Source organism: Actinomadura geliboluensis (assembly GCF_005889745.1).
GTDB classification, from domain to species: domain Bacteria; phylum Actinomycetota; class Actinomycetes; order Streptosporangiales; family Streptosporangiaceae; genus Spirillospora; species Spirillospora geliboluensis.
Genome location: NZ_VCKZ01000073.1, coordinates 1 through 25,490 on the forward strand (window position 1 = coordinate 1; position 25,490 = coordinate 25,490).

Sequence of the window (25,490 nt, forward strand, 5' to 3'; positions counted from 1 at the left end):
TGTGCACACACGTGGTAGATGTGTATACGAGACAGCTTCCCCGGTCCGGGCGAAGCTCACCTTCACACCGGCGGGCGGAACTCGGTTTTCAGGCGCGCCCACACGGTCTTCCCCTCGAACTCCGCCCGGACGCCGTGCTCCTCGGAGAGGAATTCGACGATTCCCAGACCCCAGCCGCCTGGGTCGGGAGCATCGTCCGGCACCGGCGTTTCCGGCATCGAGAGGTCCGGCGCCGTCCCCTTCGGATGCACCGGCGAGGTGTCCCAGACCTCCACCCGAAGGCCGTCCTCGGCCAGCGCCAGCCGCAACGACACCGGCCGGTGGCGCGTGGCGCGCACGGCGTTGGTGAGCAGCTCAGAAGCCACCAGGACGGCGTTCTGCACGGTCTCCTCCGCCACCCCCCACTGGAGCGCCTGCGACTCGACGATCAGCCGCCCCTCCTGGACGACCTCCGGCTCAGCCAGAAACCCCCGCCGCATCGCCCACGGCCCGACCGCCGTCCTTTCCACTCGAACTGAACAGTCCGTTTCGTCGAACCCACCTCTCCGCCGCGCCCGCCCGAAGATCATTTCTCCCACCACTTCCATCACTCGATGTGTGCAATCCGCTACACATCGTGGGAGCTTCTGGTTATGGTCGGAAGTGGGACCAGCTTTACCCAACTCGATACTTCCGGAGGTCAACTCATGGTGAATCGGAAGCGACTCGACCCGACCGAGTCAACGGCCGCACTTTTCGGGGCAAAGCTCCGCAAGTTTCGGGACAAAGCCGGACTTTCCCAAGCCCAGCTCGCGGAGGCGGTCGGCTACTCCCACGACACGATCTCGAAGGTCGAGACCGCCGCCCAGGCCCCGTCCCCGCAGCTCGCCGAACTCCTCGACGCCCACTTCGGCACCGACGAGCAGTTCCAGGAGCTCCAGCCCCTCGCCGCCAAGGAGGGCATCCCCGTCTTCTTCCGCCCCTACGCCGACCTTGAGAGAACCGCCAACGCAATCCGCGTCTACGAGCCCGTCGTGATTACAGGACTACTCCAGAATGAAGACTATGCTCGGGCGGTCCTGCGCCCAGGGCAGCGCCCGAGCGTACTCGACCAGTCGGTCGCCGCCCGCATGGTGCGCCAAGAGGTGTTGCGGCGGGACGACCCGCCTTGGGTTGTCATTCTGCTGGCGGAGCCGATCGTGCGAAAAGTCGTCGGGAGCATGGAGATCACGAAAGCTCAGTTGGCGCGCGTCCTTGAGGTCGCAGACGAACCCCACATGAATGTGCTCGTTGTGCCAGACGGTGCCGACGTCTACCCATCGAGCGCATTCACGTTGTTCAGTCGCAAGGATGAGCCCGACCTCGGGTACGTGGAGGGTGCAGCAGGGCTCGGTCGCGTGATCGAGCAGAGCGCTCAAGTAGAGAATCTTCGCCGACTATGGGACATGATTAGAAACACGGCCATGTCCGATGTGGCCTCAAAGGCTCTGATCCGCACGGCGATGGAGGGCTTGTGAACTTTGCGAACGAGACCGTATGGCGTAAGAGCAGTCACAGCGGCCAAGAGGGCAGTACGTGCATCGAACTGGCTGACCTGAAGACCACCCTGGGCATCCGGGACAGCACTGACCCCCACGGGCCCGTCCTCCGGTTCGGACGGGACGCCGTGGCCGGGCTGCTCAACCGCATCAAGACCGGCGAACTCGACCGCTAACCGTCCCCCCGGCAAGCAAGCCCCCTCTCCGGAGGGGGCTTTTCCGCTTTTTCGGGCCGCTCAGTGGCACAGCGAACCCTCGCCATCCGTCCCCCGAAAGCACAACATCTAAGCCGGAAGCGAGACCGGATCAACCGGTGTTCCTTCCGTTAGATAGCGAGCGATGAGAGCGGCAAGGCCGCTCGGGTAGACGGTCTGCTCGGTATGGGTGAGCTCGTCCAGCTCCCACCACCGCCAGGCGCGGATGTTGTCGGTCTGGGTGGCTTCGGCTGGGCGGACATGCTGTGAATGGACGCGGACGATGAAGTACTTCTCGACCTGCTTGACCTGCTCGCCGATGACCAGGTGAGTCGACGTGCGGGTGGCGAGTTGGGGTCCGATGGGGGCTTGCTCAAGGCCGAGTTCCTCGTGCATCTCCCGGACGGCCGCGGCGGCGTGGGTCTCGCCGGGCTCCAGAGCCCCTCCGGGGACAGCCCAGAAGATGTGGCCTTCGTCGTAGCGCAAGAGGAGTACGCGGTCGTCCTCGTCGAGGACGATCACGCGGGCAGCGTCGCGTGTCCGGGCTTCCATCATGGATTCCATGGTGGCAGACCCTCGGCGATCGACTCCCTCTTACGGCTGGTCAGCGCAGCTTTTCGACGAGGAAGTCGCCGATGCACAGGGCGTCCAGGTCGGTGTCTTGGAAGGTGGCTAGGGCGTCGGCCGGGGTTTCGACGATGGGTTCGCGGTCGTTGAAGGAGGTGTTCAGTACGACGGGCACTCCGGTGATCGTCCCGAAGTTGTCGATCAGGGATGCGAAGCGCTGATTGGCGTTCGAATCGACGGTTTGAACACGTGCGGTGCCGTCGATGTGTACGACTCCTGGAATGAGCTTGGCGTGCTCCGGTTGGACGGTCGGGGCGAGAAGCATGAACGGCGATCGGGTGCCGTCGAGGTCGAACCAGTCGGAGCCATCGTCTTCGAGGATCGCCGGGGCGAACGGACGGAAGGGCTCGCGGTGCTTGATGCGATGGTTGAGCGCGTCTCGGCCCTGCGTGCTGCGAGGGTCGGCGAGGATGGACCGGTGGCCGAGCGCGCGGGGCCCGAGTTCGCTGCCACCTTGAAACCAGCCGATGAGTTTGCCGTCGGCGAGCAGCTGGGCCGCAGTGGCGGCAATGTCATCGTCGCGCCGCCAGGTGAAGGGAGCGACGGTTCGCTCGACGAGGCCGGAGCGTGGGTCGCGTTTGAGGGCGAGCTCGATGTCGTAGTCGTCGTAGGTGCGTCCGAATGAGTCGTCGGTCAAGGGGCAGCGTGGGAGTTCGCCGGTGAGGCGGTGCAGTCCGTACAGGGCGCAGCCGAGGGCTTGGCCGCGGTCGGACGCCGGCGGCGGGATGAAGAGGCCGGTGACGGAAGGTAGGCGGCGGAGGCGGTCGTTGGCGACGCAGTTCAGGGCGACGCCGCCGGCGAGGCAGAGGTTGCCGATGCCCGTTGTGGCGATGAGCTTCTCCGCCAGTTCGGTGAGGACCTGTTCTGTGTGGTGTTGGAGGTAGGCGGCGGCGTTGATGCCTCGCTGGTCGTGTCCCTTGCTGTCTGGTGGGCCGAAGTCGGAGTTCGTGCGCGCGGCTAGGTCGGCGACGCCGGTGGCGTGGGTGGAGGTGAGCCGGCTGTGGACCTGGGTGCCGTCGAGGTCGAACAGCGGGACCGTGTACGTGCGTGGATCTCCGTAGGAGGCAAGCGCCATCGTCTTCCCGGCTTCTTGGGGTGACCAGCCCAGGTATTCAGTGAAGGCCTCGTAGGTGGGGCCGATCCCGCCTGCTCAGGGGCGGCCGGTGTCGTTGCCGCCGAGCCGGCTGATGCCGTCGGAGTCGGCGATGTAGAAGGTTTCGGTGTCGGTGTTGTTGCCGCCGCCGTCGGTGACCAGGATCGTGGCCCGCTGGTAGGGGCTGAGGCAGAAGGCGGTGTAGGCGTGTGACAGGTGGTGGTCGACGGTGGTGATTCGTCCCAGGGGGATGCCGAGGAGGTCGAATCCGGTGTCGGCCGGCTTGGCGGGGGTGCGGCCGTAGGAGCTGGCGACGATGAGGTCGACGTCGGCCAGAGCGAGGTTGGTGGCGCGCAGGCAGTACATGACGGCGTTGAGCCATCCGTTGCTGTAGCGGTGGCGGTTCAGCCGTTCCTCGCCGATGGCCACCATGCAGTCAGGGGTGAGGAGTGCGGCGCCGCCGTCGTGGCCGAAGTTGATGCCGAGCACGCATGGGCGGCTGCTGGTCATGAGGGCACTCCCATGAGTCGGTGTTCGTGGAGGTCGGCGGTGTGGGATTCGAGGACCTGGTAGGGGTCCCACAGGCGGGTGTGGCCGTCGGAGCGGAAGAGGCTGGCGAGCTGGAACATCTGCATGAGGCCGCCGCGGTAGGCGAAGGCGGCGGTGATGGGCTCGCCGAGCGCAGCGGTGCCGCCGAGCGCGGCGTGCTGATCGGTGAATCGGTCATCCACAGCCGGCTGAGGTGGAGCGGCGGTCGGGGTGACGTGAAGAGTGGCTCCGTGAGTGCTGAGTTCTTCAGCGACGAGGGAGAGAACGGTTTCCGGAGTGAGTGGATCGGTCTGGATGATGAGTGGCGGGTGCGGGCACAGCGCAGGCGCTTTGTCGATGTAGAACTCGGCCAGTCGCTCCAGCAGGCCGCGGTCGTACCACTGCCGCCAACGTGGGTGGCTTGGGAGGCCGCCGCGGCGTTCGAGGCTTGCGCCGGCGCTCACCTGGAGGATCACCGTTCGCTGGTCGGCTTCGGTGTAGAGCGGGGCGATGTGTCGCTGGTAGTAGGCGACGGCTTTGGCGTAGGGGAGGCCGTCGCTTCTGCGCGCGGCCCAGGTGTAGGCCAGGACCCCCAGGTGATTGCGGTCGCACACGACCATATGGGCGTCCGTGAGCGGGTCGGCGTGCTGCGCCGTGCTGCCGGTTCGGCGTAGGGCCTGGGCGCGGCACTTCTCCTGCCGTAGGTACCAGAGCGTTTCGGACGCGGTGGTTATCTGCGGTCTGGTGGAACCTACGGGGCGGGCCTTGATGTTGGGCTCCGGGAAGAACAGGGCTCGGTCCAGGAGGGCGGGGACGAGGGCGCCGAGCAGTGTCGTCTTGCCAGCGCCGGGAGGCCCCTCGATCGCGAGGATCGTTGGTCCTGTCATCGCCCGCTCTTCACATACGTCGGAGGGACGTCCTTCCAGGCACCTTGGTCGTTCGCCGATACGAGCGCGGCGGAAGCCAAGGCGAGCGTCCGCAGATGGTCCGCCAGGTCGTGCTCGGGCAGCGTTGCGTCGTCCAAAGCCGCGGTGAAGGCGGTGTAGGCACCGAGGACGCCATCGGGTACCCACTCGCCGCTGGGGGCATGGGTGACGGAGCCGGAGGCGGTGTGCAGGGTTGCGGTGGCGTAGGTAGCAGTGGCGTCGGCCTTGTCTCCGTTGACGTACCAGGAGCTCGACCAGGCCTGCGGAGCGCGTGTCTGGTTGTGCAGGGTGAGCGAGGCGACCAACGGGCTGTCGAACGCGAGCATGATGCTGTAGGAGAGCGGACACTGGGCGGCCTGGCGGGGAAAGCAGCCAGCTCGGGCGGAGACGGCGACCGGCTCTGTGCCAGCGATCTGGCGTGCGAGATCGAGGTAGTGCAGTCCGTGGTCGAGAAACAGGTAGCCGGGGTGGCGCGTGAACCAGGTGTCGATGTCCTCGTTGAAGTGGTGGACGTGCGCCAGGTGAGCCAGGTTTCCGAGTTCGCCGGCGCGGATCCAGCTGAGGAGCCGACGATGGGCCGGCGCCCAGCGCAGGTTCTGGTTGACCGCGATTTGGACGCCTGCGTCGGCCGCCTCTCGGGCGATGGTGTTCGCCTCGTCGAGGCTGTAGGCGATCGGCTTCTGCACCAGGAGCGGTTTGCCGTAGGGCAGTAGCTCGCGGATCAGGTCCAGGCGGCCGCCGGGCCGGGTAGCGATGTCGATCAGCTCGACGTCCGGGTCGGCGGCCAACTCCCGCACGCTGTCGTGCACGCGGAGGCCGGGAAACTCGGTTCTGAACTGCTGGGCCAGGTGGGTGGCCGTAGTCCGGGTCTGGCTGCAGATCGCCCTGACTGGGACACGGCCTTGGGCGTAGGCCGGTAGATGCCCTGTGCGGACGATTCGACCGGCTCCGACGATCCCCACACGCCATGGTTTGGTGTCGTTCATGGTTGCTCCGAGTTCAGGAGGACGGAATCTCCGGTGCTCGATGCGGGTCCGTTCACGGTGGTGAAGCGGGCCAGGCCGTAGGCGAGCTGTTCGACGGCCTCGGCGATGTGACCCGTGCCTGTGGGAATTGCTCGTTGTCGGCTATGCGCGGTGAGGCGGTCGGCGATGGCCGACCACATTTGCCGTGCGGGGAGGTCGTCGCCTCGGGCAGGGAGCAGTCGTCGCCGCGCACCGTGGGCGAACAAGGTTCCTCCATCTGCTGGCCCGTATGGGGGCGGGAATTCGGCAGTGAGGGTCGTGTCCGAGCCGGTGAGCGTTACGTGATCGAGGTGGACGCCGGAAGAAGCCGACCCGATCGTGCACGCGATCGTTGCCTCGTTCGGCGCACGGACGATGCCGTGGACGGTGGTGCGGTCCTGGCTGAGGGTGCAGGAGACAGGCCGGGCGTTCGGGACGGTCAGCGCCATGGTGGTCAGGAGGTGGTATCCCTGCCACAGCAAGATCTTCAAGGCGCGTCCACCGGCTGGACCGAGTACCGCGGGAGTCTGCGGTTCCCGGTCGGTGCCGAAGGTGTAGGGCGACACACCCAGTGGGAGAAAGGGTCGGCGTGCGGCCACGTCGTGCCCGTCGGCCTTGACCATCCAGCCGCCTCGAAGCTCGTGCTCGGGTAGCTCGCGCCTGAGCTCCGCAACAGCGCTGTCGAATGCCCGGACGACGCCCACTTCCAGCAGCAGACCGGCGGCGTCGGCCTGGCGGCGGAGCTGGCGCGTGCAGTCGAGGTCCAGGCTCACCGGCTTCTCGGTGAACACATGAACGCCGACGGCGAGAGCCAGCTCGATCCAGGGTTCGTGGACACCGGTGAGTACGGCGAGCAGATCGGCGCCCTCGATCAGCTCGGCGGTGCTCGCAGCCACTCGACCCCCGAATTGGGAGACGGCCTGTTCGGCGCGTCCGATCTCCCGGTCGTAGACGGCCGCGATCTCCACGGCCGGAAGGGCGGATAGGACGGGCAGGTGAATGCCGTACGCGGCGCCGCCGCATCCGACCACCGCGACCCGCCACGCCCGCCGCTTCACAGTGGCGTCCCGGTGTCCGTCCGGCGTGGGTTTCATGGCCTGCCCTGAACGTCAGTGACCGCACTCAGGGCACGCTGAGCGATCAGGTGATCCGGCAGCCGGCGCAGCGAGGGGTTGAACAGCTCAACCGACAACGGCCCGGCGTATCCGGCGTCGGTCAGTGCGTGGATGAATTTCGGCCAGGGCAGGGCGCCGTCGCCGGGGAACAGCCGCATCTCGTCGGTCCAGCATTCGGGCGGCACGGTGGTGGACGTGTCGGCGACCTGGACGTGCGCGATTCTCGACGGCACGAGGCCGGTCAGCTGCGCGGAGTCGGCGCCGGCCGCCGCCCAGTGGAACGAATCCACGCACACCCCCAGTGCCGCCGCAGTGCCGCCGCCCACGGCGTCGAGAAGCTGCACGAGCCCCTGTAGGCCGGTGATGAACGGACTACGCCCGTCCAGGGATGGCGGGAGGCCGGCCTGGACGCCGACCAACTCGACGGCGAGCGTCAGCCCGTGCCCCGCGCAGGCAGCACCGAGCATCCCAAGCCGTTCGACGGCGAGGTCGTGGGCAAAAGGGCCGTCCAGGTCGGTCCGCGGGTTGAGCACGATCGTGGCAACCCGGCAGCCGATCGCACCAAACACTTCCAGCCGGGTCTCCAGACCGTCCACCGCGTGCACAAAGGTGGGTGAGTTGATGAGAAGCGGATGGGGCAGCACGGGACCGTCCGGCAGAAGTCCGCACGCGGCTGCGACCCGGATGCCGAGTTCGTCGAGCAGGTCGGCGGCCCGGGTCGGCCCGTACGCCACGACCTGCTGGATCGATGCCTCGATCATTGTGATCCCGCTAGCGGCGGCCAGCCGAGCGACCTGCTCGAACGAAAGGCCGCTCACGGTCGCCGGGTTCAGGCACGCCGGGAAAGTGAGTGGTTCTGCATTGTGGATGAGCATGGTTGGCCTGCCTCCGCTCAAGCCGTCGCGAGGTCGCCGACCAGCAGCCGGGCACGCAGCGAGTCCAGGTCGGTCACGACTTCGGCGATCACTTTGCGGACGAGCGGTTCGCTCAGCGGCTCCTCGCTGGAGGTCTGCACGACCGTTTGCCATGGGTCGTCGAGATCGCGGCCGGACTGCGATACCAGGGCCACCGCGACCGTTCGGCCGGTTTCGGCGTGGAGGCGTTCGGCGGCGTGCTGGGCAGCGAGGTTGTAGAGCTTGCCGACGTGATAGACGGGGTTTTTGCCCGACACCCCTTCGGCGGACCAAGGGCGCAGCATCGAGATCACTCCGTTGGTCCGGTTGCCGCGGCCGACCACGCCCTCGTCACCCGATTCCAGCGACGAGCCGATCGCCGTCAGGTACAGCTCCTGCCGCTCATCGTTGTCGCGGGTGTTGACGGCAGCCTCGATAACGCAGTGCGGGGCGGTCTCCTCCGCGATCTCGGCGATCAACTCGCGTAGCCGCGCGCGCCGTCCGACGTAGGTAGACAGATCAGGGGTGTACTCGGCGATCTGCGGCACGCACGCAGTCACATGAACCTGGTTGCCGTGCCGTACCACCATGATCTTGACGTCGGTCCCCAGCCACGGCTGCGGACAGGCCTGCTGGGAGCCGGTCAGCTCCGCCTCGACGGCGATCGCGACCTGCTCGGCGATCCCGGACGGTGCGTAGCCGACGCCGGCGGAGGTGTCGTTGGCGAACAACCTCGTCCGCTCAGCGAGGTCGTCTAGGCTCCTGGGCGCGAACCAGAACCGCCGCCCTGCCTGCTGGGCGTCGGTCTCGCCCAGCACCGCGCCCGGGCTGGACGCCTGGGTCACTCGGGGCCGCAACACCAGGTCACGGGTGACGTCCAAACGCGGGAGCGCGTCCGCCAGGTACTCGCGGACCGCCGCCTCAATGATCGCCTCAACCGGAATGGCGGCGTCGCCGAGCGCTGCGGTGAAGCGGCCGTTGACCAGCGCGGTGATCGGCGCTGTCAGTTCGCCGTGGCCGAACCGGACGTCCGCGGCGCCGCCGAGCAGCGCGGTCTTGTCGGCGTTGTGGTGCAAGATCGCGCCGAACTCGTCCAGGCAGTAGCGGCTGTAGGATCGCGAGACAGCTTCGGCCACGCCATCGGCCAGCGTGTCGGGGTGCCCAGCGCCTTTGCGCTCGACCACTTCGAGCGCATGGTCGGCGGGCGGCAGGCCGGTGCCGATGATCACGTTCATGTGCATCCCTCCGGATCGGTGGAGCTGAGTGGGAGCAGCGTCCGGCTGGTAAGGACGAGCCGGACGCGTTCGAGGTGATAGGTGCAGATCCGGGCGGCGTCGCGAAGCGCCACCACAAGCTGCACGTCGTCCAGGAAGGCCCAGGCAGCTGCAAGCAGCGCCAGGACGTCGACGATGTCGGAGAACCCCGCACGGATAGCGGGCGCTGGGACACGCACGGTCGTGCGCATGCGGGCAACACAGAGCCCGTGGCAGGCGCCCTGAAGGACGAACCACCCCGGACGTGTCTGTGCGCGGCCCACCGGGTGGTCCACGACCGCCTTCGGCTCGATCACCACGCGAAGGCCCGCCTGCCACACCCGATCGGCGAACTCCAGGTCCTCGCAATCGAGTGGCAGCCGACCGCGACGCCCCAGGTCGGTACGCAGGAGCCCGAGCTGGGCAAATACGTGCCGGTTGACGAGGAGGTTCGCGCCGACGATCCAATACGGCCAGCCGTAGTCGCTCGGCTTCTCGGGCCAGTCCAGCGGGCCGTGGCATTCGGCAAGCGGACGGGCCGCAACCCAGCCCATCGTGAGCGCCGTCCCCTCGGGATAGGACGTCACCGCCCGACCGCCCACGACTGCGGCGTCATGCTGGCCGGCCGCCGCCACAAGCGCCTGCAGCCAGCCTGGGCGCGGACGGATGTCGGCATCGGTCAGCACCACGTAACGGCCCCGCGAAGCCTGGATGCCGCGGTTGCGTCCCCGGCTCAAACCCGGCCGCGGTTCGTGGAACACCCGCACAGGGAACGGCCACGAGCGGGCCGCCAACGCGGGGCCCTCGCAATGGCCCCGCTGGCTGTTGTCCACGACGACTACTTCGAGGCCGGCAGACCTGCTTCCGACGAAGCTCTGTTGTGCCAGTGCGGTCAACAAGCCTTGCAGCGCGTTCGCGTTCCCGCGCACCGAGACGACCACCGACACCAACGGCTTCTCACCGTCGGCAAGCTCTGGCACCGAGCCCTCAGGGCGGTGAGCCGCAAGGGGCCGGCTGAACGATCTCTGCGCTCGTTTACGTAGGACATCGCCGACGTACTTCCCGGCCGTGTGCACCAGACGGGCAGCATCACCAACCGATGTGATGGCGGGCCACAGCATGGTCATCGTCACGGTGCCCACCTCCGAAGTCGCCCTTGGCCGAACCTGTTGCGGCGCGATCGCCAAGAAGTTAGAACCGCTGAAGGGCCACCACCCGGAAAGAAAATCCGGGGTCACTCGGCGGAGATCCGTGATGAGCGATCACTGGCAAGACCTGTCACCCGGGCAACGCGTGGCCTGGCACCGCGTCCGCCGCGGCATCCCGCAAGAGGTCCTGGCCGGCCTGGTCGGACGCACCGAGGACTGGCTCAGCAAGATCGAGAACGACCGCGCACCACTGGACCGGCTCTCGGTCATACGAGCCCTCGCCGACGCCCTGCGCATCTCGGTCTTCGACATCATCGGTCCACAGCCGAGCAGGCCACCCCGCGCAGAGCCGTCCGCCCTCGACGTCGGTCCGGTCCGCTCCGCGCTCACCGACTACCGGCAGCTATCGCCGCTGCTGGCCGCCCTGGACGCGGAGCCAGAGGCGCCTCGCCTGGACTTCCTTCGCCGGGACGTCGCCGAGGTAATGACCGCCTACCAGCAATCGCGCTACGCACAGATGCTGGGCCGATTGCCGGCACTGCTCGCCCAAACCCACCTCGCCACCCGAGAGGCAGAGGCTCAGCATCAGCCCGAAGCGGACCGGCTCGCCGCGCTGGCCAACCAATCCGCGGCGATGATCCTCACCAAACTCGGCGAGACCGACCTCGCCTGGATCGCCGCCCAACGCGGACTCACTGTGGCCGAACGCACCGCCGATCCCACCGTCATCGGATCCCTGTTCCGCTCGGTCATCCATGCCCTGCAGTCCCAAGGCCGCCTCGACGAAGCCGCCGCTATGGCCCAGACCGCATCCAGATACCTCGAACGCCAGCACGCGCACCGCTCACCCACACTGCTGTCAATCCACGGCACTCTGCTGCTCCCCGGCGCCGTCGCAGCCGCCCGAGCCGGCAACCGCTCCGTCGCCAGTGACTACCTCGCTCGTGCCGAACGGATCGCCGAAGAGCTCGGTGCCGACGCCAACCACCTGTGGACCGCCTTCGGCCCCACCAACGTGCGCATCCACCGCGTCACCACCGCCATGGCGCTCGGCGACGTCCCCACCGCACTCGACCTCATCCCAGGGATCGACACCGCGGGCCTGCCCGCCGAGCGCGCCGTCCGGCACAGCCTCGAAGTCGTCAACGCCTACCGCGCCCGCAACAAGATCGACGAGGCCATTGGCGAACTCCTCATCGCCGAACGCCGCGCCGCCGAACAGGTCCACGCCCACGTCATGAGCCGCCAGCTCGTCCACCAGCTCCGCGACACCACCACCGGCCGACGCAGCCGCCCTCTGGCTGATCTCGCCCGCCGCATGAACATCATCTAGCTCGATCTCCTACCCTCACTGCTGTGACTGATGACCCGGCAGCGAGTTTCACCCGCGCCCGCGCGGCAGCAGGTGTCCTCTTCTTCGACGACCACGACCGCGTCATGCTGGTCGACCCCTCGTACAAGGACTACCGCGACATCCCCGGCGGCTACGTCGAACACGGCGAGACTCCCCGCCAAGCCGCGGCGCGCGAAGTCACCGAAGAACTCGGCATCAGTCCACCGATCGGCCGGCTCCTGGTCGCCGACTGGGCCCCGAACGACAGCGAAGGCGACAAGGTCCTCTTCCTCTTCGACGGCGGCACCCTTACCCCTGAGCACCTCAACGCCATCCGCCTCGGCCCGGACGAACTCGTCGGCTACCACTTCCACGACATCACCCAGATCCACGACCTGACGATCCCCCGCCTGGCCCGCCGCCTCGTCCATGCCCACGCCGCCCACCACGACAGCACCACCCGCTACCTCGAGCACGGGCAAGAAAACTAGACGCTGCGATCGACACCGAACACCGGCCCCTTGAGTGCGTGTTTGAGAAGGATTTTGTTATTGGTATGCGAGGGGGCGTGGGTCTTGGCGGACGCGGGCTGGCAACGAACCACACCCCACCTGGCGCAAGAGCAGCTACAGCAGCCAGGAGGGCGGCACCTGCGTCGAACTGGCCGGCCTGAACCCCATGGTGGGCGTCCGCGACAGCACCGACCCCCACGGCCCCGTCCTCCAGTTCGGACGGGACGCCATGGCCGGGCTCCTTGGCCGCATCAAGACCGGCGAACTCGACCGCTAGCCGTCCCCCCGGCAAGCAAGCCCCCTCTCCGGAGGGGGCTTTTCCGCTTTTTCGGCCGCTCACTGCCACAGCGAACCTCGCCATCCGTCCCCCGAAAGCACAACATCTAAGTGCGGACCAACTTCACCACTACCGGAGAACCTATGAAGGACAGAGCACACCCCACCTGGCGCAAGAGCAGCTACAGCACCCAGGAAGGCGGCGCTTGTGTGGTGCTGGCCGACCTAACGTCTGCCGTGGGCGTCCGTGACAGTACCGACCCCGGCGGGCCCGTCCTCCAGTTCGGACGGGACGCCATGAGGCGGCTGGTCCTGTCCATCAAGAGCGGCGATTTCTGTTACCCAGTGCAGGACGAGGCGTAGCGGTTTCGTTCAGCGCGGTCGTCACTCCGGGGAGAAGTCCGGGACCGGCATCGGTCGCGATCCGTTCTTCAGGGACTCCGCGCCGGCGACGCCGACCAGGGAGGCGGCCACTGCGGGCCGCACGGGGACCAGCGGGGGCTCACCGCGCTCCACGGTCGCCTTGAAGCCCTGGAGGATGCGTACCGTCCCCTCGTCGTGCCGCTCTACCTCTTGGCCGTTCAGGACGAAGGGCTGCGGCACCCGCTCCTCTTCGTGCGCGGCGGCGGCGCCCCTGGACCAGCCCTCCGCACGGACGCGGACGGACCACGAGCGTTCGCCCGCCGACCGCACGGACTCGGCCAACGCCCGCGTGCCCCGGACGGACAACCAGCTCCAGTGGCTGTCGGGCTCGCCCTGGAGGAAGCCGTGGCGGGTGATGGCCAGCGCGCCGGTCGACAGCCGGACGGTCATGACGACGGCGTCGCGCGGGTTGGCCTCGTCCGCGGAGAACGCCGCCACCTCCACGGGCCAGGCGTCCGTGACGGCTAGCACCGGTGACACAGTGTGCGTGCAGTACGCCGTCGCGGCTATGCGACTCCGCCAGCTCGCGGGGTCGCCGATGAGCCCGGTGACGGCGTCCGGCGCCATGCCGTGCAGGTAGTCGGCCTCGATCAGGCTGACCCGGCCCAGTTCCCCGCCCTCGACGGCCTGCCGGATCAGGCGGACATGCGGGTGCTCGACGAAGTTCTCGGCGAAGGAGTAGGTGGCCGCCGACCGCTCGGCCGCCGCGACGAGGCGCCGCCCCTCGTCCTCGCTCACGCAGGCCGCGCACTCGGACAGCACGTGCACGTCCCGCTCCAGGAACGCGATGGCCAAGGGCGCGTGCTCGTCGAAGTCGTTGGCCAGGACGATCCCGTCCAGCCGATGCTCCAGCAGTTCCTCCCAGTGCTCGGTGAGGACCGCACCGGGCAGGTCTGGGCGGGCCGCCTCCCGCCTTGCGGCGTCGCGGTCGCAGGCGGCCACCACGTCCATGCCGAGCCGGCGGGCCCAGCCCGCCAGGTGCAGCCCTCTGCTCAGCCCGATCACACCGATGCGCATGCGTACCCCCAAGGCCGGTTAGGCGATGACCGCGAGCAGGGCCGTAATGGACGCGGTGAGGTCGGCGTCGCCGGACGCCGTCGAGCGCTCGCGAGCCTGCTCCACGGTGATGCCCCGGGTCGCCAGGCGCCAGAAGGCGTCCTGGTCCATGGAGACGTGTGCGGACGGCTCACCGTGGGGCTCGGCCATCCGCCATCGTCCGTCCTGCCGGGCCACGGCCCACCGTCCGCCCGCCGGGCCGGTCACTTCCAGGTGAGCCGTGCAGCCTTCGGGGCGGTCGTGCATGCGCAGGGCGTGCGGCAGGCCCCGCGCGAAGAGGTCCAGAACTGGGGCCATGAGGTCGGGTTCCACGGCGCCCGGAGCGGAGACGGCGTCGCGCACCTGCTGCTGGTGGACCCAGAACTCGGTGTACTCGCGGCCGATGTCCAGCCAGGCGGGGCTGCCGACGTCGTCGGCGGCCCAGGAGACGTTCAGGTCGGCGGCGGCCTGGAGGTCTCGGGTCGCCCACATGGCGTCGAGCCGCGGTCCGAGGTGGTCCAGCAGCTCGATCATCAGCTGCGGGCTGAGCTGCCGGGACGCCCGGACGAACTCGTCGTTGGTGCGCGCCAGGTAGGAGGGAAGCGTCTCGTCGTCGGCGAACACCGCGCCGCCGTACCCGTCGCGGCTGCCCGACAGGCGGCGCATGTAGTCGTTGAGCACATGGCCGACGACGTCATGGACGTCCCAGCCGGGGCACACCGTCGGCGCGGCCCACTCGGCCGGGGTCAGGGCCCGGAGCAGGTCGAGCATGGCCTGCCGCTCGCGCGGGAACAGGGGGCGGACGTCCACGGCCGGTCCGAAGATCATGAACGCGACCCTACCCACGTCCGGTCCCGTCCTGCCTGTGCTTTTCCGGGCGGGCCTTCCGCGTCAGTTGCGTTTGAGGACGCCGGTCAGGCCCGCGACCACGGCGGTGCCCAGGACCCAGCCGGCCGCGATGAAGGCCCACGACCAGTACTGGGCGGCGCCGCCGGGCTGCCATGCCTTCTGCTGCCCGAGGTCTCCGATGGGCAGCAGCACGTCGAGGGTGTACCCGAGGGCGCTGAAGGACGGCGCGGTCGTCGCGGTCTTCGTCATCTGGTCGGGGGCGAAGACCTGGGTGCCGAGCACGAGGAGGGCGGCCAGCCAGACGGCGGCGAGCCAGGTCCGGTAGCCGTAGCCGACGGTCAGGTACAGCAGCCAGTTCGCCAGCTTGCCGGGCGCCCTCAGCACCGTGCGGCGCTGCCACTGCTTGGCGATGGCGACCTGCCGGGCGGACGCCTCGTGGCCGGTGCGCCGGTAGGCGGCGGCGAGCTGGTCGTAGATCTCCGGGGTGTAGCCGCCGCGGTGGCGGGACGCCCAGCGCAGCCGCGACCGGACGTCCGCGTCGCCGGTCAGGGTGTCGTAGGTGAAGCCCTGCAGCAGGAGGGTGGCGGGCCATGTCCGGTGGTCGTCCTCGTAGATTCCGACCTGGGTACCGGTGAGGTTGATGAGCCCCTCGGGAGCCTGCCGGGGCAGGAGGATGAGCGCCTGCGCCGTCGCGAAGCCCAGGTCGAGCGCCTGGCGGCGGGGCCTGGTGAGGACGGCGTCGGTCAGTTCGATGTGGCCGCCCACGCGCGCGCCGGAGAGCTGGAGCCCGCCTTCGGCGGTGAACCCTCTGCGGCACATCAGGTCACCGTCGACGCTGAGCCGCACCGCATACAGCGCGCGGCGTTCCGGGTTGCTGAGCCGCGCTCCGCCGAAGTCGGCCACTCCGCCGATTCTGGCCCCGACGAGGCGGACCTCCCCCTCGGCCGACAACCGCCGGCCGTACACGGACTGCTCGATGGTGAGCGCGTCGGCGGTCAGCGCCTGGTCGCCCGGGTTGGCGAGGACGGCGTCGTCGAGGTTCAGCGCGCCGCCGATCCGGGCGCGGACGAGCTGGACCTCGCCCTCGGCACGGAACCCGCCGCTCGCGTGCACGTCCTGGTCGACGACGAGCCCTTCGCCGTTCAGCGCCCGCGCGCCCGGATTGGACAGGTGGGCGGCGGCCAGGACCAGCGTCCCGCCGACGCGGGCGCCGGTGAGCCGGACCTCCCCGTCGGACGTCAGGCCCTCGGCCAGCACACCATCGTCAACGGCGAGCCGGTCGGCGGTGAGCGTGGCGCCACCCCGATTGGCCAGGCGCGCGCGGGTCAGATCGAGCCTGCCGCCAATGCGCGCACCCGGGAGCCTCACCTCCCCGTCCGCGGACAGGTCGCTGCAGAAGGCGTCGTGGCCGACCGTGAGGCGGGCGGCGGCCAGCGCGGCGGCGCCAGGCGCGTCCAGGTGGGCTCCGTCCAAGGACAAGGTGCCGTCGATCGCGGCCCCGCGCAGGTGCACCTCGCCATGGACGGTGAGGCCCCGGCAGGCCATGTCTCGCGCGACCGTAAGCCCATCGGCGGCCAGGGCAAGGGTGCCTGGGGCGCGCAGGACGGCATCGCTCAGATCGAGCGTCCCGCCGATGTCGGCGCCCGCGAGGTGGATCCGCTCAGCCGTGAAGCCTCGGTTCAGCTCCAGGTTTCCGGTGGTCCGCAACTGGTCGGCGATGAGCGCGGGGACGCGGCAGCCGGGCAGCCGCACGGACGGCGAGGTCGCCTCGCTGAGGACGAGCGGCTCGTCGAAGCGGCAGTCGTCCAGCAGCAGCGGGCACGCCAGCTCGGCCGCCTCCAGGTCGAGCACGCCGGCGATGCGCGCGCCGCGCAGCTTCAACGCCCTCGGCCGCCGTCCCTCCGGTGCCCGCTCGCCCGTCAGCAACTCGGCCAGCAGGGCGGCGCGCACCCGCCGGTCGGCGTCCGTCCCGCCGTCTCGGACGTCGGCCCACGCGCCGGTGGCGACGGCTTCGAGGAGCCCGCGCTCGGCCTCGCTCAGCTCCCCGAACCGCGGGTCGGGGCCGGGATCGGTCATCGCGACGGCGCTCTCAGGAGCAGCCCTCGAACTGGGGGACGGTGATGGCGATGTCGAGGCCGGACGTGGAGAACCACTGGTCGAGGAGGGTCTCGGCGGCGCCGTTCTGGTACATGCCGGTCAGGATCCGATTGACCTCGCGGCAGCCGCTCACGTCGCCCTTGCGCAGGCCGATGCCGTAGCGCTCGTCGGAGAACGGCGCATTGACCACGGTGACGCCGGAGCCGGGCACGGCCGCGTACCCGGCGAGGATCAGGTCGTCGGTGGAGACGGCGTCCAGCCTTCCGTCCGCCAGTTGTTCGACGCACTTGGCGTAGGAGGGCGCGGGCTTCGGATCGAGCACGGCGGGGACCTTGCGCTCCTCTGTCACCCGGCGCCAGGAGTTGGACCCCCCGACCCAGCAGAGCCGCTTGCCGCGCAGGTCGCGCACGCCGCTGATGGAGCGGTCCCCCTGCCGGACGAGGATGTCCTGGTGCGCGACGTAGTACGGCCCGGCGAAGGTGACCTCGGCCTTGCGTTCGGGCGTGATGGAGTACGTCGCGATCACCATGTCGACCTTGCCGTCCCTCAAGGCTCTCTCCCGCTCGTTCCGCTGGGAGGACAGCGGCTTGAAGGTCAGGTCCTTCGGCGCGACGCCCAGCCGTCCGGCCACGTAGGTCGCGACATCGATGTCGAAGCCCTTGAGCGAGCCGTCGCCGGCCCTCATGGAAAGGCCGGGCCGGTCGTCGTTGACCCCGATGACCAGGGTTTCCCGGTCGGTGATGGACGGCTGCTCGTCGGCGCCGCCCACCAGCGGCGCCGCCACCACGGTCGCCGCCAGGATCAGCACGGCCAGCCCGGCCAGGGCGGTCGTGGCGGCGAGGGTGAGCGTGCTGCGGGCGGCGTGCACGGAGGGCTCCCGTCTCTCGGTGTCAGCGGTATTCCGACAGGCGCGGCCAGACGCCGGCCACGATCAGGGCGGCGACGGCCAGCGCCGCGATGGGCGGCAGCCAGTCCCACGGCTCCACGGCCCGGTCGCCGTCGGCCACACGGCGGGTGCGGAGGAAGTCGTGGTGGCTGATCCGGGCGTCCAGCTCCTGGTCGTGCGCCCGGAACACGGGGTGGGGCAGGGGCGTCCACCGCGGGTCCAGGTGCGCGCGGACGGCGGCGGCGCGCTGCCCGCTCTCGGCGAGGGTCCGGACGGTCCGGTCGTGGTCCTGGTACTTGCGGTAGCTGTCCAGGAGCGCGCGGGTGTCGGCGGCGGTGCGTGCGCGGGTGCCGTAGAACCCGCCGAAGTCGACGGTCCGCTTGGTGCCGGCCAGGCGCTCGTCAAGTTCGCGGTAGTAGGCGGCGAGGCTCGTCGCCCCGCCGATGTAGAGGATCGTTTGGGACTTCTCCAGGTACATCTGGTCGTAGCGGTCGGCCTGGTCCGGGTCCAGGAGCTGGCGGGCCCGGTCGGTGTCGAGGCCCTTCCCGATCGCGCGGGCGCGCGTGAGGGTGAGGACGGGGTCGAAACCCGCCGTCTTCGCCGCCCGCAGGTGGTCGGCCTCCGTGGCCATCAGGGACGCGCCCGACACCGTCAGCACCAGCGCCCCGACGAGCGCGGCGGCGAGCGGCAGGCTGAGCAGCCGCCGGAACCGCCGCGCCAGGTACACCTGGAGAGCGCCCAGCGCGGCGAGCAGCGCGATCCCGGCGCCGAGGACCAGGTACCGGCCCGCGCCGACGGCGGCGTGCTCGTCCCGGTAGGCGGTGTCGACGTCCGCCGCGCCGTCCAGCGTGAGGTTGTACGCCTTCGGCAGCAGGTCCCGCGTCATCAGCTCGGTCGCCGCCCGGTACTGCCGGACGCCGTCCGGCGGCAGCGCGGCGGTCGGGGCCGCCCGCCGCCGCCCGGCCTCCATCGCCGCCCGGACGTGCTGGTCGTAGGTGTGCAGGCCGTCCAGCACCGACTGGACGGTCTGCTGCCGCCCCGGCTCGTCCCGCGCGAGCAGGGCCGCCTGCAGCGCGGCCCGCTGCGCGTCCTCGCGGCGGATGTCGTACGCCTGCCGCTCCCCGCTCCGCTCGCAGGCGGCGGCCGCGTCCTCGGGGTCGCACAGCCAGCCGTCCTCGCCGCCGGTCAGCAGCACGTTCGTGACGTGCGCGTCCATGTCACTGAGGGCGAGGTACATGTCGCTGGTGGCGACGACCATGGGGCCCTCCCGGTGGCCGAGCGCCTGGAGCCCGTCGCGGGCGTGCCCGGCCCCGGCGGTCAGCACGGCGACCAGGACGCCGAGCGCCACCAGCGCCAGGGCGGACAGGGCCAGGACTCGGCCCGCGACGGTGCGGAGGCCGGGAAGCTTGGGACGACGCACGCTCGGTCGCTCTCCTTCGGGGGGCGGCCTCCCAGTCTCAGGGAATGATCAAGACCGGGGCAAGCTCGCTGCCACACCCGGACAGTCGGCCGCGCCTACGGGACACCGGTGATACCGCCGTCCACACGGAGGTCGATGCCGTTGACGTAGCCGGCCAGCGGGCTGGCGAGGAACGCGACGGCGGCGGCGATGTCGTCCTCGGTGCCGAACCGCCCGCTGGGGTTGGCCGCGTAACCGGCGAGGATCTCCGGCTCCAGTTCCTCCCACGGCGCGGGACGGCCCTGCGCCGCCGCCCGGTCCTCGAACAGCCGCCGCATGCCCGCGGTGACGACCACACCGGGGCTGACGGTGTTCGCCGTGACGCCCGACCCGGCGAGGTGCCGGGCGAGGCTGGTGGTCATGTTGACCACGGCGGCCTTCGCGGCGGAGTAGTCGACCAGGTTCGGCTGCGGCGCGGTCGCCAGGCGGCTCCCGACGTTGATCACCCGCCCCCAGCCGCGCTCGCGCATCGGCGGCGTGAGGACGCGGATCAGCCGCACCGCCGAGACGACGTTGCCGTTGACGGTGTCGAGCCAGACCGCGGGGTCGGCGGTGTCCCAGTCGTGCTCGGCGACCGGCCCGGCGTTGTTGACGAGGATGTCCGCGCCCCACCGCCGGGCCCGCTCGGCCACCTCGGCGGCGGCCGCGTCGTCGGTGAGGTCGCCCAGCACCACCCCGGCCTCGCCACCGGCGGCGCGCACGGCGTCCGCGACCTCCGTCGCGCGCGCCTCGTCCCGGCCGTGCACCAGCACCGCGCAGCCCTCGGCGGCCAGCCGCCCGGCCACCGCCGCCCCGATGCCGCCGCTGCTCGCCGTGACCAGTGCCCGCCGTCCCGAAAGTCGAAGATCCATGCAGGCGACCCTAGGGACGCCCACCGACAGTCGGCGACCCGGTGTTCCGGGCGGTCAGCGGCCCTGGAAGTCCGGGGAGCGGTTCTCCAGGAAGGCCGTGATGCCCTCCTTGGCGTCCTCCGTGGCGGCCAGCTCGACCAGTTCGCCCAGCAGGTGGGCCACCTGGTCGTCGAGCGGGCGGCCTTCGATCGCGAAGAAGGCGTCGCGGCCGCGGCGCAGGCCGAGGGGGCTCTTGGCCGCGATGGTGCGGGCCAGCTCGTCCACCCGGGCGTCCAGCTCGGCGCGCGGGACGACCTCGGTGACCAGGCCGATCTCGCGGCCCTCGGCGGCGGTGACGCGGGCGCCGGTGTAGTAGAGCTTGAACGCGTGCTTGGGCGCGACGTTCCGGTTGATGATCGCCATGATCATCATGGGCCAGAGCCCGACGTTGACCTCGGGGGTGGCGAGCTTCACGTCGTCGGCGGCGATCACCAGGTCGCAGGCGGCGGCGAGGCCGAGGCCGCCCGCGACGGCGTGCCCGGCGAGCCGCGCGATGATCGGCTTGCCGAGCTTCGGGAACGCCGTGAACAGCCGGAACGGGGCGCTCTCGCGCACGGCGGAGGCGTCGGCGACCGAGCGGCCGTCCGCCTGGGCCCGCCCGAGGCCGCCGAGGTCGGCGCCCGCGCAGAAGGCCCGGTCGCCGGCGCCGGTCAGGACGATCACCCGGACGTCGGAGTCCGCCTTGGCCCGGTCGAACGCGTCGAGCAGCTCGTCGATCATCTGATCGCTGAGCGAGTTGCGCGCCTCCGGCCGGTTCAGCGTGATCCGCGCGATCCGCTCGTCCACCGTGTAGATGATCGTCTCGTACATGCCCCTCATCCCGGTCGGAAACGGCGTCCGCCCCCGGAGCGGGGCTCCAGGGGCAGACTACGCGGCGAGATCGTCGCAGACGCTCGGCGGTGGCGTCAGAGACGCTCGATGATCGTGGCGTTGGCCTGGCCGCCGCCCTCGCACATGGTCTGCAGGCCGTAGCGGCCGCCGGTGCGCTCCAGCTCGTGCAGCAGCTTGGTCATCAGCACGCCGCCGGTGGCGCCGAGCGGGTGGCCGAGCGCGATGGCGCCGCCGTTGGGGTTGGTCTTCTCCAGCGAGGCGCCGGTGTCGGCCGCCCACGCCATCGGGACCGGGGCGAACGCCTCGTTGACCTCGAAGACGTCGATGTCGTCGATCTTCAGGCCGGACTTGGCGAGGGCCTTCTCGGTCGCCGGGATCGGGCCGGTCAGCATGTAGACCGGGTCGGAGCCGCACACCGCGAGGGTGTGGATGCGGGCGCGCGGCGTCAGGTTGTGCCGCTTGACGGCCTCCTCGGACGCGATGAGCAGCGCGGACGCGCCGATGGAGATCTGCGAGGCGACGGCCGCGGTGATGACGCCGCCCTCGCGCAGGACCTTCAGGCCCGCCATCTTCTCCAGCGTGGTGTCGGGGCGGGCGCCCTCGTCCTTGGACAGGCCGGCGAGCGGCGCGATCTCCCGGTCGAAGTAGCCGGCCTCGATGGCCTTGGCGGCGCGCTGGTGGCTCTCCAGCGCGAACTTCTCCAGGTCCTCGCGGGTGAAGCCCCACTTCTCCGACATCAGCTCCGCGCCGCGGAACTGGGAGATCTCCTGCATGCCGTACCGCTCGGCCCAGCCCTCGCCGTACGGGAAGTCCATCCCCTGGACGATGCTGGAGCCCATCGGCACCTTGGCCATCTGCTCGACGCCGGAGGCGACGACCAGGTCCTGGGTGCCGGACAGGACGCCCTGCGCGGCGAAGTGGATCGCCTGCTGGGACGACCCGCACTGGCGGTCGATGGTCACGCCGGGCACGGTGTCCGGCAGCCCGGCCGACAGCCACGCGGTGCGCGCGACGTCGAGGGCCTGCGGGCCGACCTGCATGACGCAGCCCATGATGTTGTCCTCGACCGCGGAAGGGTCGACGCCGGTGCGGTTCACGAGCTCCTTGAGCACGTGGGCCCCGAGGTCGGCGGGGTGGACGTCCTTCAGGGCGCCCTTCTTGGTACCGACGGGGGTACGGACCGCGCCGACGATGTACGCCTCGGCCACTGCGCCTCCAAGTTGTGGGGTTCCGTCCCGAAACCGAGTGAGATTCGGTTAGTCAGTATGAGATTACATCCATCATGGCGCAACGCCATGTGAGCTGAGTCTCCGGCCCCCGCGCCGCCGCGGGGTTAGCTCTCGCGGACGGCGGCGGCGGGCGGGCGGCGCAGGATCTCGCCGTCCTCGTCGTCGCCGACGGACGCGTGAGCCAGCCTCGTCAGCAGGTCGGCCAGCTCCGGGTGCTCCTCGGGCTCCCAGCCGTCCACATGCCGGGCGAGGCCCGCGCGGCGGGCGTCGAAGAGGCGCCCGGCGACGGCCTGGCCGGATGTGGTGATGGTGAGGGTCGTCTCGCTCCGCTCGACGTACCCGGCGGCGACAAGCCGGTCGACGTACGGGCGGCCGAGCTCGATGGTGACCCCGGCGCGCTCCGCGAGCTCCTGCCGTCCGACGGTGCCGTCCTTGGCGATGCGGCACAGCGCCCATACGCTGCCCGCCGGCAGGTCCACCCCGCAGAGCACCGCCAGCCGGTCGTAGAGTTCGGCCGCCTTCGGGTCCTTGCGCATGAGCTCGCTCAAGGCGCGCTCTATCTCGTGCCTGGACGAACGGACGGTCGGCGCCGCACCGAACCCTTCGCCGTAGTCGCGCGTCTGCGACGTCGCCCGCAGCGGGACCTCGCGCAAGAACCACGTCAGCACGAACGCGACAGACGCCACGGGCACGGCCCAAAGGAACACCGAGTCGATCGACTGCGCGTAGGCGTGCAGGACGGCCTGCTTGACCTCGCCTGGGAACCGGTCGAGCAGCTGGGGGTTCCCCTGCACGGCCGCAGGGTCGAACCCCGGCGGCAGGATCCGCGCCAGGCCGCCGACGTGCGTGGCGAGCTGGTTGCTGAAGATCGACCCGAACACCGCGACGCCGAACGACCCGCCGATCTGCCGGAAGAACGTGACCCCGGACGTGGCCGACCCCAGGTCCTGGTAAGACACCGCGTTCTGGACGGCGATGACGAGCACCTGCAGCACCAGGCCCAGCCCGAAGCCGAGCAGCGCGAACCGCAGGCTCATCGACAGCGTGGACGAGGTCTCGCTCAGCCCCGAGCACAGCCACAGCGCCAGCGCGATGAGCGGCGTGCCGACCACCGGATAGATCTTGTAGCGGCCGAAGTGGGTGATCAGCTGCCCGGAGCCGATCGAGCTGACCAGCATGCCGAGCATCATCGGCAGCAGGTAGACCCCCGACAGCGTCGGCGACACCCCGTGCACCACCTGCAGGAAGATGGGCAGGAACGTCAGCGCGCCGAACATCGCGAACCCGACCGCGAAGCTGATCGCCGCGCCCAGCGCGAACACCGGGTTCGCCAGCAGCGCCGGCGGCATGATCGGCTCGGCGGCGCGCCGCTCCACCAGCAGCCACACCACGATCAGCGCCACCGACCCGACGGCGAGGCCGATGATCGGTGCGGACGACCAGGCGTACTGCGTGCCGCCCCAGGTGGTCATCAGCACGAGCCCGACCGCCCAGCCGACGATGAGCAGCGTCCCGAGGTAGTCGATGCGGTGCCGCTCCCGCTCCCCCGTCGCGTGCAGGACGGCCGCGATCACGATCAGCGCGACGATGCCGATGGGGATGTTGATGTAGAACACCCAGCGCCACGACAGGTTGTCGACGAACCAGCCGCCGAGCAGCGGCCCGCACACGCTGGACACGCCGAAGACCGCGCCGAACAGCCCCTGGTACCGGCCGCGCTCGCGGGGCGGCACCACGTCCCCGACGATCGCGACGACGAGCACCATCAGCCCGCCGCCGCCGAGCCCCTGGATGGCGCGGAACACGATCAGCTCGAACATGTCCTGGGACAGGCCGCACAGCGCCGACCCGATCAGGAAGATGACGATGGACGTCTGGAACAGCCGCTTGCGCCCGTACTGGTCGCCGAGCTTGCCCCACAGCGGCGTCGAGGCCGTCGAGGCGAGCAGGTACGCCGTCACTACCCAGGACAGGTGGTTGAGCCCGCCGAGGTCGCTGACGATCGTCGGCAGCGCCGTGGACACGATCGTCTGGTCGAGCGCGGCGAGCAGCATGGCGAGCATGAGGGCGCCGAGGATCACATAGAGGTCGCGGCCCTTGGGCATGGCCCGCTCGTCCCGCGCCTCTTCCGCCGCCGTCGTCATGCCCCGCCCCCCGCCGAGATCCGCGTGCGGGGGACATCTACCCAGGGGCCGGACAGGATCACCCGGCCCCGGACGGAACGTCAGCGCGCGCTATTACCGCACGATCTCAGCGCACCAGTTCAGCGCACCAGGTCGGTGCCGACCTTCGCGGCGCCGATCCCGGCGGCGGCCCCGGCGACGCCCACGGCCCCCGCGGTGACCCACAGCGGGAGCGCCTTGCGCGTCTTCAGCCCGTTGACGACGTCGAGCGAGTCGACCGCGAGCCCGAGCCGCGCCCACAGCCTGCGCGCGGAGTCGTCGCTGAGCAGGTAGCCGGCGCCGAGGGCGATCTCCCGCGCGGCGAACATCCGCACCATGTAGTCGCGGCCCGGGTCGGCGCCGCCGCCCATGCCCATCAGCTTCACGGTCAGTTTCGGCGCGGCGAACGCCGCGATCCCGAGGGCGACCCGCCCGCGCGCCAGGTTGGTCGCCATGGCGTCGAGCTTCTCCCGGCCGTCTACTTCCTTCACATCTGCCACAAAGGCGAGATTAGCGGTACCAGCACGCGGCAGAACCAGCGGGTAAGCACTTCCTTACACGTCTATCGTGCTGAGAGGCGGCACTCCCCCGCGCTTGGAAGGTGACCCCATGGAAGGCATCATCGCCCTCGTCGTCGTGTCGCTGCTCGCCGCGTTCTGCGTGCGCTGGGCCGCGGTGCGGATGCGCGTCCCCATGCCCACCCGCGTCTCCGTGATCATCGTGTTCGTCCTGGTCGTGCTCTCGCTGTACGGGCAGCACCTGCGCGGATGATCCGGGGCGCGGAAATCTCCGGCGGCGGTGCGAACTTCCGCCCCCGGCGGTGAGTCATATCTGACGAAACCCGGCTTCACGCCCCGCCCGGCGAAACCCGACCAGGGGAGCCGGCCCGAGCCGAGGGAGAGCACCAGTGCCGCAACCGGCGCCCGCCGTCCAGCGCAGCGGCGGCACGATCGCCCCGCATCTGAGGCGCCTGCTGGAGTTCGTCGAACCCGGCCGCGACGACGTCTGCCTGGACGTCGCGCGGGGCCGCGGCCCGATGCCCGCCGCGCTCGCCCCCCGGGTCGCGCACGTCACCGCGGTCGACGCGATGCCCGAGCCGCCGGCGCGCCCCGGCGCGTCCGGGCGGATGTCCACGGTCGAGTTCGGCACCGGCCCCGTCCGCATCACCGGCGACGGCGGCCCGGACGACCGGCCGGACGGCGCCCCGCTC

General features: G+C 70.2%; 26 protein-coding genes and 2 pseudogenes. 8 read left to right on the top strand and 20 right to left on the bottom strand.

Annotated features, from left to right (window positions below):
• Positions 1-62: 62 nt before the first annotated feature.
• Positions 63-569: an ATP-binding protein gene (locus ETD96_RS12895; protein ID WP_171069002.1), complete on the bottom strand. Its 507-nt coding sequence runs from the start codon at positions 567-569 to the stop codon at positions 63-65.
• A gap of 117 nt (positions 570-686) precedes the next feature.
• Here ETD96_RS12895 and ETD96_RS12900 point away from each other — a divergent pair, with 117 nt between their 5' ends.
• Both ETD96_RS12900 and ETD96_RS12905 read left to right on the top strand, forming a co-directional pair.
• Entirely contained in the window at positions 687-1,496 is an 810-nt protein-coding gene (locus ETD96_RS12900; protein ID WP_171069003.1) for a helix-turn-helix domain-containing protein, read from the top strand.
• Entirely contained in the window at positions 1,493-1,693 is a 201-nt protein-coding gene (locus tag ETD96_RS12905; RefSeq protein WP_138636563.1) for a DUF397 domain-containing protein, read from the top strand. The genes ETD96_RS12900 and ETD96_RS12905 overlap by 4 nt, the downstream gene beginning before the upstream one ends.
• A gap of 108 nt (positions 1,694-1,801) precedes the next feature.
• Here ETD96_RS12905 and ETD96_RS12910 read toward each other — a convergent pair whose 3' ends face one another.
• Genes ETD96_RS12910 through ETD96_RS12950 form a run of 9 tightly spaced genes read right to left on the bottom strand, consistent with a single transcriptional unit; the run spans position 1,802 to position 10,277 of the window.
• The gene (locus tag ETD96_RS12910; RefSeq protein WP_205719239.1) at positions 1,802-2,275 is read right to left on the bottom strand and encodes an NUDIX hydrolase; all 474 of its coding nucleotides are present in this window, start codon (positions 2,273-2,275) and stop codon (positions 1,802-1,804) included.
• 40 nt (positions 2,276-2,315) lie between these two features.
• The gene (locus tag ETD96_RS12915; RefSeq protein WP_274704603.1) at positions 2,316-3,479 is read right to left on the bottom strand and encodes a carbamoyltransferase C-terminal domain-containing protein; all 1,164 of its coding nucleotides are present in this window, start codon (positions 3,477-3,479) and stop codon (positions 2,316-2,318) included.
• A 9-nt stretch (positions 3,480-3,488) separates the two neighbouring features.
• Positions 3,489-3,941 carry a hypothetical protein gene (locus ETD96_RS12920; RefSeq protein WP_138636565.1) on the bottom strand — a complete coding sequence of 151 codons (453 nt, stop codon included), beginning with the start codon at positions 3,939-3,941 and terminating at the stop codon, positions 3,489-3,491.
• Positions 3,938-4,846 carry a nucleoside/nucleotide kinase family protein gene (locus ETD96_RS12925; protein WP_138636566.1) on the bottom strand — a complete coding sequence of 303 codons (909 nt, stop codon included), beginning with the start codon at positions 4,844-4,846 and terminating at the stop codon, positions 3,938-3,940. Before ETD96_RS12925 ends, ETD96_RS12920 begins: the two co-directional genes overlap by 4 nt.
• Positions 4,843-5,871 (bottom strand): Gfo/Idh/MocA family protein, encoded by a 1,029-nt coding sequence (locus ETD96_RS12930; protein ID WP_138636567.1) that lies wholly within the window; start codon positions 5,869-5,871, stop codon positions 4,843-4,845. Before ETD96_RS12930 ends, ETD96_RS12925 begins: the two co-directional genes overlap by 4 nt.
• Entirely contained in the window at positions 5,868-6,983 is a 1,116-nt protein-coding gene (locus tag ETD96_RS12935) for a Gfo/Idh/MocA family protein (RefSeq protein ID WP_138636568.1), read from the bottom strand. The genes ETD96_RS12930 and ETD96_RS12935 overlap by 4 nt, the downstream gene beginning before the upstream one ends.
• On the bottom strand, positions 6,980-7,879 hold the full coding sequence (locus tag ETD96_RS12940) for a sugar phosphate isomerase/epimerase family protein (RefSeq protein ID WP_171069004.1): 900 nt from the start codon (positions 7,877-7,879) through the stop codon (positions 6,980-6,982). The genes ETD96_RS12935 and ETD96_RS12940 overlap by 4 nt, the downstream gene beginning before the upstream one ends.
• A 17-nt stretch (positions 7,880-7,896) precedes the next feature.
• Entirely contained in the window at positions 7,897-9,132 is a 1,236-nt protein-coding gene (locus ETD96_RS12945) for a methionine adenosyltransferase (RefSeq protein ID WP_171069005.1), read from the bottom strand.
• Positions 9,129-10,277: a glycosyltransferase family 2 protein gene (locus tag ETD96_RS12950; RefSeq protein ID WP_240807580.1), complete on the bottom strand. Its 1,149-nt coding sequence runs from the start codon at positions 10,275-10,277 to the stop codon at positions 9,129-9,131. The genes ETD96_RS12945 and ETD96_RS12950 overlap by 4 nt, the downstream gene beginning before the upstream one ends.
• Between ETD96_RS12950 and ETD96_RS12955 the strand changes: the two genes are divergently transcribed.
• The 4 genes and pseudogenes from ETD96_RS12955 (at position 10,270) to ETD96_RS12970 (ending at position 12,782) form a co-directional block, all read left to right on the top strand.
• The gene (locus ETD96_RS12955) at positions 10,270-11,631 is read left to right on the top strand and encodes a helix-turn-helix domain-containing protein (RefSeq protein ID WP_205719240.1); all 1,362 of its coding nucleotides are present in this window, start codon (positions 10,270-10,272) and stop codon (positions 11,629-11,631) included. The genes ETD96_RS12950 and ETD96_RS12955 overlap by 8 nt on opposite strands.
• A 23-nt stretch (positions 11,632-11,654) precedes the next feature.
• On the top strand, positions 11,655-12,122 hold the full coding sequence (locus tag ETD96_RS12960) for an NUDIX domain-containing protein (protein ID WP_138636572.1): 468 nt from the start codon (positions 11,655-11,657) through the stop codon (positions 12,120-12,122).
• A 130-nt stretch (positions 12,123-12,252) separates the two neighbouring features.
• Positions 12,253-12,420: pseudogene (locus ETD96_RS12965) on the top strand (DUF397 domain-containing protein); the annotation flags it as partial.
• A gap of 143 nt (positions 12,421-12,563) precedes the next feature.
• Positions 12,564-12,782, top strand: a complete 219-nt coding sequence (locus ETD96_RS12970; RefSeq protein ID WP_138636584.1) for a DUF397 domain-containing protein — start codon at positions 12,564-12,566, stop codon at positions 12,780-12,782.
• A 21-nt stretch (positions 12,783-12,803) separates the two neighbouring features.
• On the opposite strand, the gene ETD96_RS12975 is transcribed toward ETD96_RS12970, so the two are convergent.
• The 10 genes from ETD96_RS12975 to ETD96_RS13020 all read right to left on the bottom strand — a co-directional run bounded on the left by ETD96_RS12975 (position 12,804) and on the right by ETD96_RS13020 (position 24,780).
• Entirely contained in the window at positions 12,804-13,859 is a 1,056-nt protein-coding gene (locus ETD96_RS12975) for a Gfo/Idh/MocA family protein (RefSeq protein ID WP_138636573.1), read from the bottom strand.
• Positions 13,860-13,877: 18 nt separating this feature from the next.
• Entirely contained in the window at positions 13,878-14,705 is an 828-nt protein-coding gene (locus ETD96_RS12980) for a maleylpyruvate isomerase family mycothiol-dependent enzyme (RefSeq protein WP_138636574.1), read from the bottom strand.
• A gap of 63 nt (positions 14,706-14,768) precedes the next feature.
• Positions 14,769-16,802: a hypothetical protein gene (locus tag ETD96_RS12985; RefSeq protein WP_138636575.1), complete on the bottom strand. Its 2,034-nt coding sequence runs from the start codon at positions 16,800-16,802 to the stop codon at positions 14,769-14,771.
• Positions 16,803-16,815: 13 nt separating this feature from the next.
• On the bottom strand, positions 16,816-17,691 hold the full coding sequence (locus ETD96_RS12990; RefSeq protein WP_138636576.1) for a glutamate ABC transporter substrate-binding protein: 876 nt from the start codon (positions 17,689-17,691) through the stop codon (positions 16,816-16,818).
• Positions 17,692-17,713: 22 nt separating this feature from the next.
• Positions 17,714-19,129 carry a hypothetical protein gene (locus tag ETD96_RS12995; RefSeq protein WP_138636577.1) on the bottom strand — a complete coding sequence of 472 codons (1,416 nt, stop codon included), beginning with the start codon at positions 19,127-19,129 and terminating at the stop codon, positions 17,714-17,716.
• Between the two features lie 95 nt (positions 19,130-19,224).
• Complete coding sequence (locus ETD96_RS13000) at positions 19,225-20,019, bottom strand: SDR family NAD(P)-dependent oxidoreductase (RefSeq protein ID WP_138636578.1); 795 nt, start codon at positions 20,017-20,019, stop codon at positions 19,225-19,227.
• Between the two features lie 54 nt (positions 20,020-20,073).
• Complete coding sequence (locus tag ETD96_RS13005; protein ID WP_171069006.1) at positions 20,074-20,868, bottom strand: enoyl-CoA hydratase/isomerase family protein; 795 nt, start codon at positions 20,866-20,868, stop codon at positions 20,074-20,076.
• Positions 20,869-20,963: 95 nt separating this feature from the next.
• A complete protein-coding gene (locus tag ETD96_RS13010; RefSeq protein WP_138636580.1) occupies positions 20,964-22,097 on the bottom strand; it encodes an acetyl-CoA C-acetyltransferase in 1,134 nt (377 codons plus the stop codon).
• Between the two features lie 125 nt (positions 22,098-22,222).
• Complete coding sequence (locus ETD96_RS13015; RefSeq protein ID WP_138636581.1) at positions 22,223-24,262, bottom strand: DHA2 family efflux MFS transporter permease subunit; 2,040 nt, start codon at positions 24,260-24,262, stop codon at positions 22,223-22,225.
• 119 nt (positions 24,263-24,381) lie between these two features.
• Positions 24,382-24,780 (bottom strand): hypothetical protein, encoded by a 399-nt coding sequence (locus tag ETD96_RS13020; RefSeq protein ID WP_240807576.1) that lies wholly within the window; start codon positions 24,778-24,780, stop codon positions 24,382-24,384.
• Between the two features lie 109 nt (positions 24,781-24,889).
• Between ETD96_RS13020 and ETD96_RS44620 the strand changes: the two genes are divergently transcribed.
• Together ETD96_RS44620 and ETD96_RS13025 are read left to right on the top strand one after the other, a co-directional pair.
• Positions 24,890-25,051 (top strand): hypothetical protein, encoded by a 162-nt coding sequence (locus ETD96_RS44620; protein ID WP_171069007.1) that lies wholly within the window; start codon positions 24,890-24,892, stop codon positions 25,049-25,051.
• 136 nt (positions 25,052-25,187) lie between these two features.
• Positions 25,188-25,490 (top strand): annotated as a pseudogene (locus ETD96_RS13025) (class I SAM-dependent methyltransferase); the annotation flags it as partial.

Coding starts and splice junctions, on each gene's coding strand:
- ETD96_RS12935 (WP_138636568.1), bottom strand. CDS start 6,983: ATGAAACCCACGCCGGACGGACACCGGGACGCCACTGTGAAGCGGCGG.
- ETD96_RS12910 (WP_205719239.1), bottom strand. CDS start 2,275: ATGGAATCCATGATGGAAGCCCGGACACGCGACGCTGCCCGCGTGATC.
- ETD96_RS12925 (WP_138636566.1), bottom strand. CDS start 4,846: ATGACAGGACCAACGATCCTCGCGATCGAGGGGCCTCCCGGCGCTGGC.
- ETD96_RS12940 (WP_171069004.1), bottom strand. CDS start 7,879: ATGCTCATCCACAATGCAGAACCACTCACTTTCCCGGCGTGCCTGAAC.
- ETD96_RS12950 (WP_240807580.1), bottom strand. CDS start 10,277: ATGACCATGCTGTGGCCCGCCATCACATCGGTTGGTGATGCTGCCCGT.
- ETD96_RS12900 (WP_171069003.1), top strand. CDS start 687: ATGGTGAATCGGAAGCGACTCGACCCGACCGAGTCAACGGCCGCACTT.
- ETD96_RS44620 (WP_171069007.1), top strand. CDS start 24,890: ATGGAAGGCATCATCGCCCTCGTCGTCGTGTCGCTGCTCGCCGCGTTC.
- ETD96_RS13015 (WP_138636581.1), bottom strand. CDS start 24,262: ATGACGACGGCGGCGGAAGAGGCGCGGGACGAGCGGGCCATGCCCAAG.
- ETD96_RS12975 (WP_138636573.1), bottom strand. CDS start 13,859: ATGCGCATCGGTGTGATCGGGCTGAGCAGAGGGCTGCACCTGGCGGGC.
- ETD96_RS12920 (WP_138636565.1), bottom strand. CDS start 3,941: ATGACCAGCAGCCGCCCATGCGTGCTCGGCATCAACTTCGGCCACGAC.
- ETD96_RS13005 (WP_171069006.1), bottom strand. CDS start 20,868: ATGTACGAGACGATCATCTACACGGTGGACGAGCGGATCGCGCGGATC.
- ETD96_RS12945 (WP_171069005.1), bottom strand. CDS start 9,132: ATGAACGTGATCATCGGCACCGGCCTGCCGCCCGCCGACCATGCGCTC.
- ETD96_RS12980 (WP_138636574.1), bottom strand. CDS start 14,705: ATGATCTTCGGACCGGCCGTGGACGTCCGCCCCCTGTTCCCGCGCGAG.
- ETD96_RS12930 (WP_138636567.1), bottom strand. CDS start 5,871: ATGAACGACACCAAACCATGGCGTGTGGGGATCGTCGGAGCCGGTCGA.
- ETD96_RS12895 (WP_171069002.1), bottom strand. CDS start 569: ATGATCTTCGGGCGGGCGCGGCGGAGAGGTGGGTTCGACGAAACGGAC.
- ETD96_RS12985 (WP_138636575.1), bottom strand. CDS start 16,802: ATGACCGATCCCGGCCCCGACCCGCGGTTCGGGGAGCTGAGCGAGGCC.
- ETD96_RS13000 (WP_138636578.1), bottom strand. CDS start 20,019: ATGGATCTTCGACTTTCGGGACGGCGGGCACTGGTCACGGCGAGCAGC.
- ETD96_RS12955 (WP_205719240.1), top strand. CDS start 10,270: ATGGTCATCGTCACGGTGCCCACCTCCGAAGTCGCCCTTGGCCGAACC.
- ETD96_RS12970 (WP_138636584.1), top strand. CDS start 12,564: ATGAAGGACAGAGCACACCCCACCTGGCGCAAGAGCAGCTACAGCACC.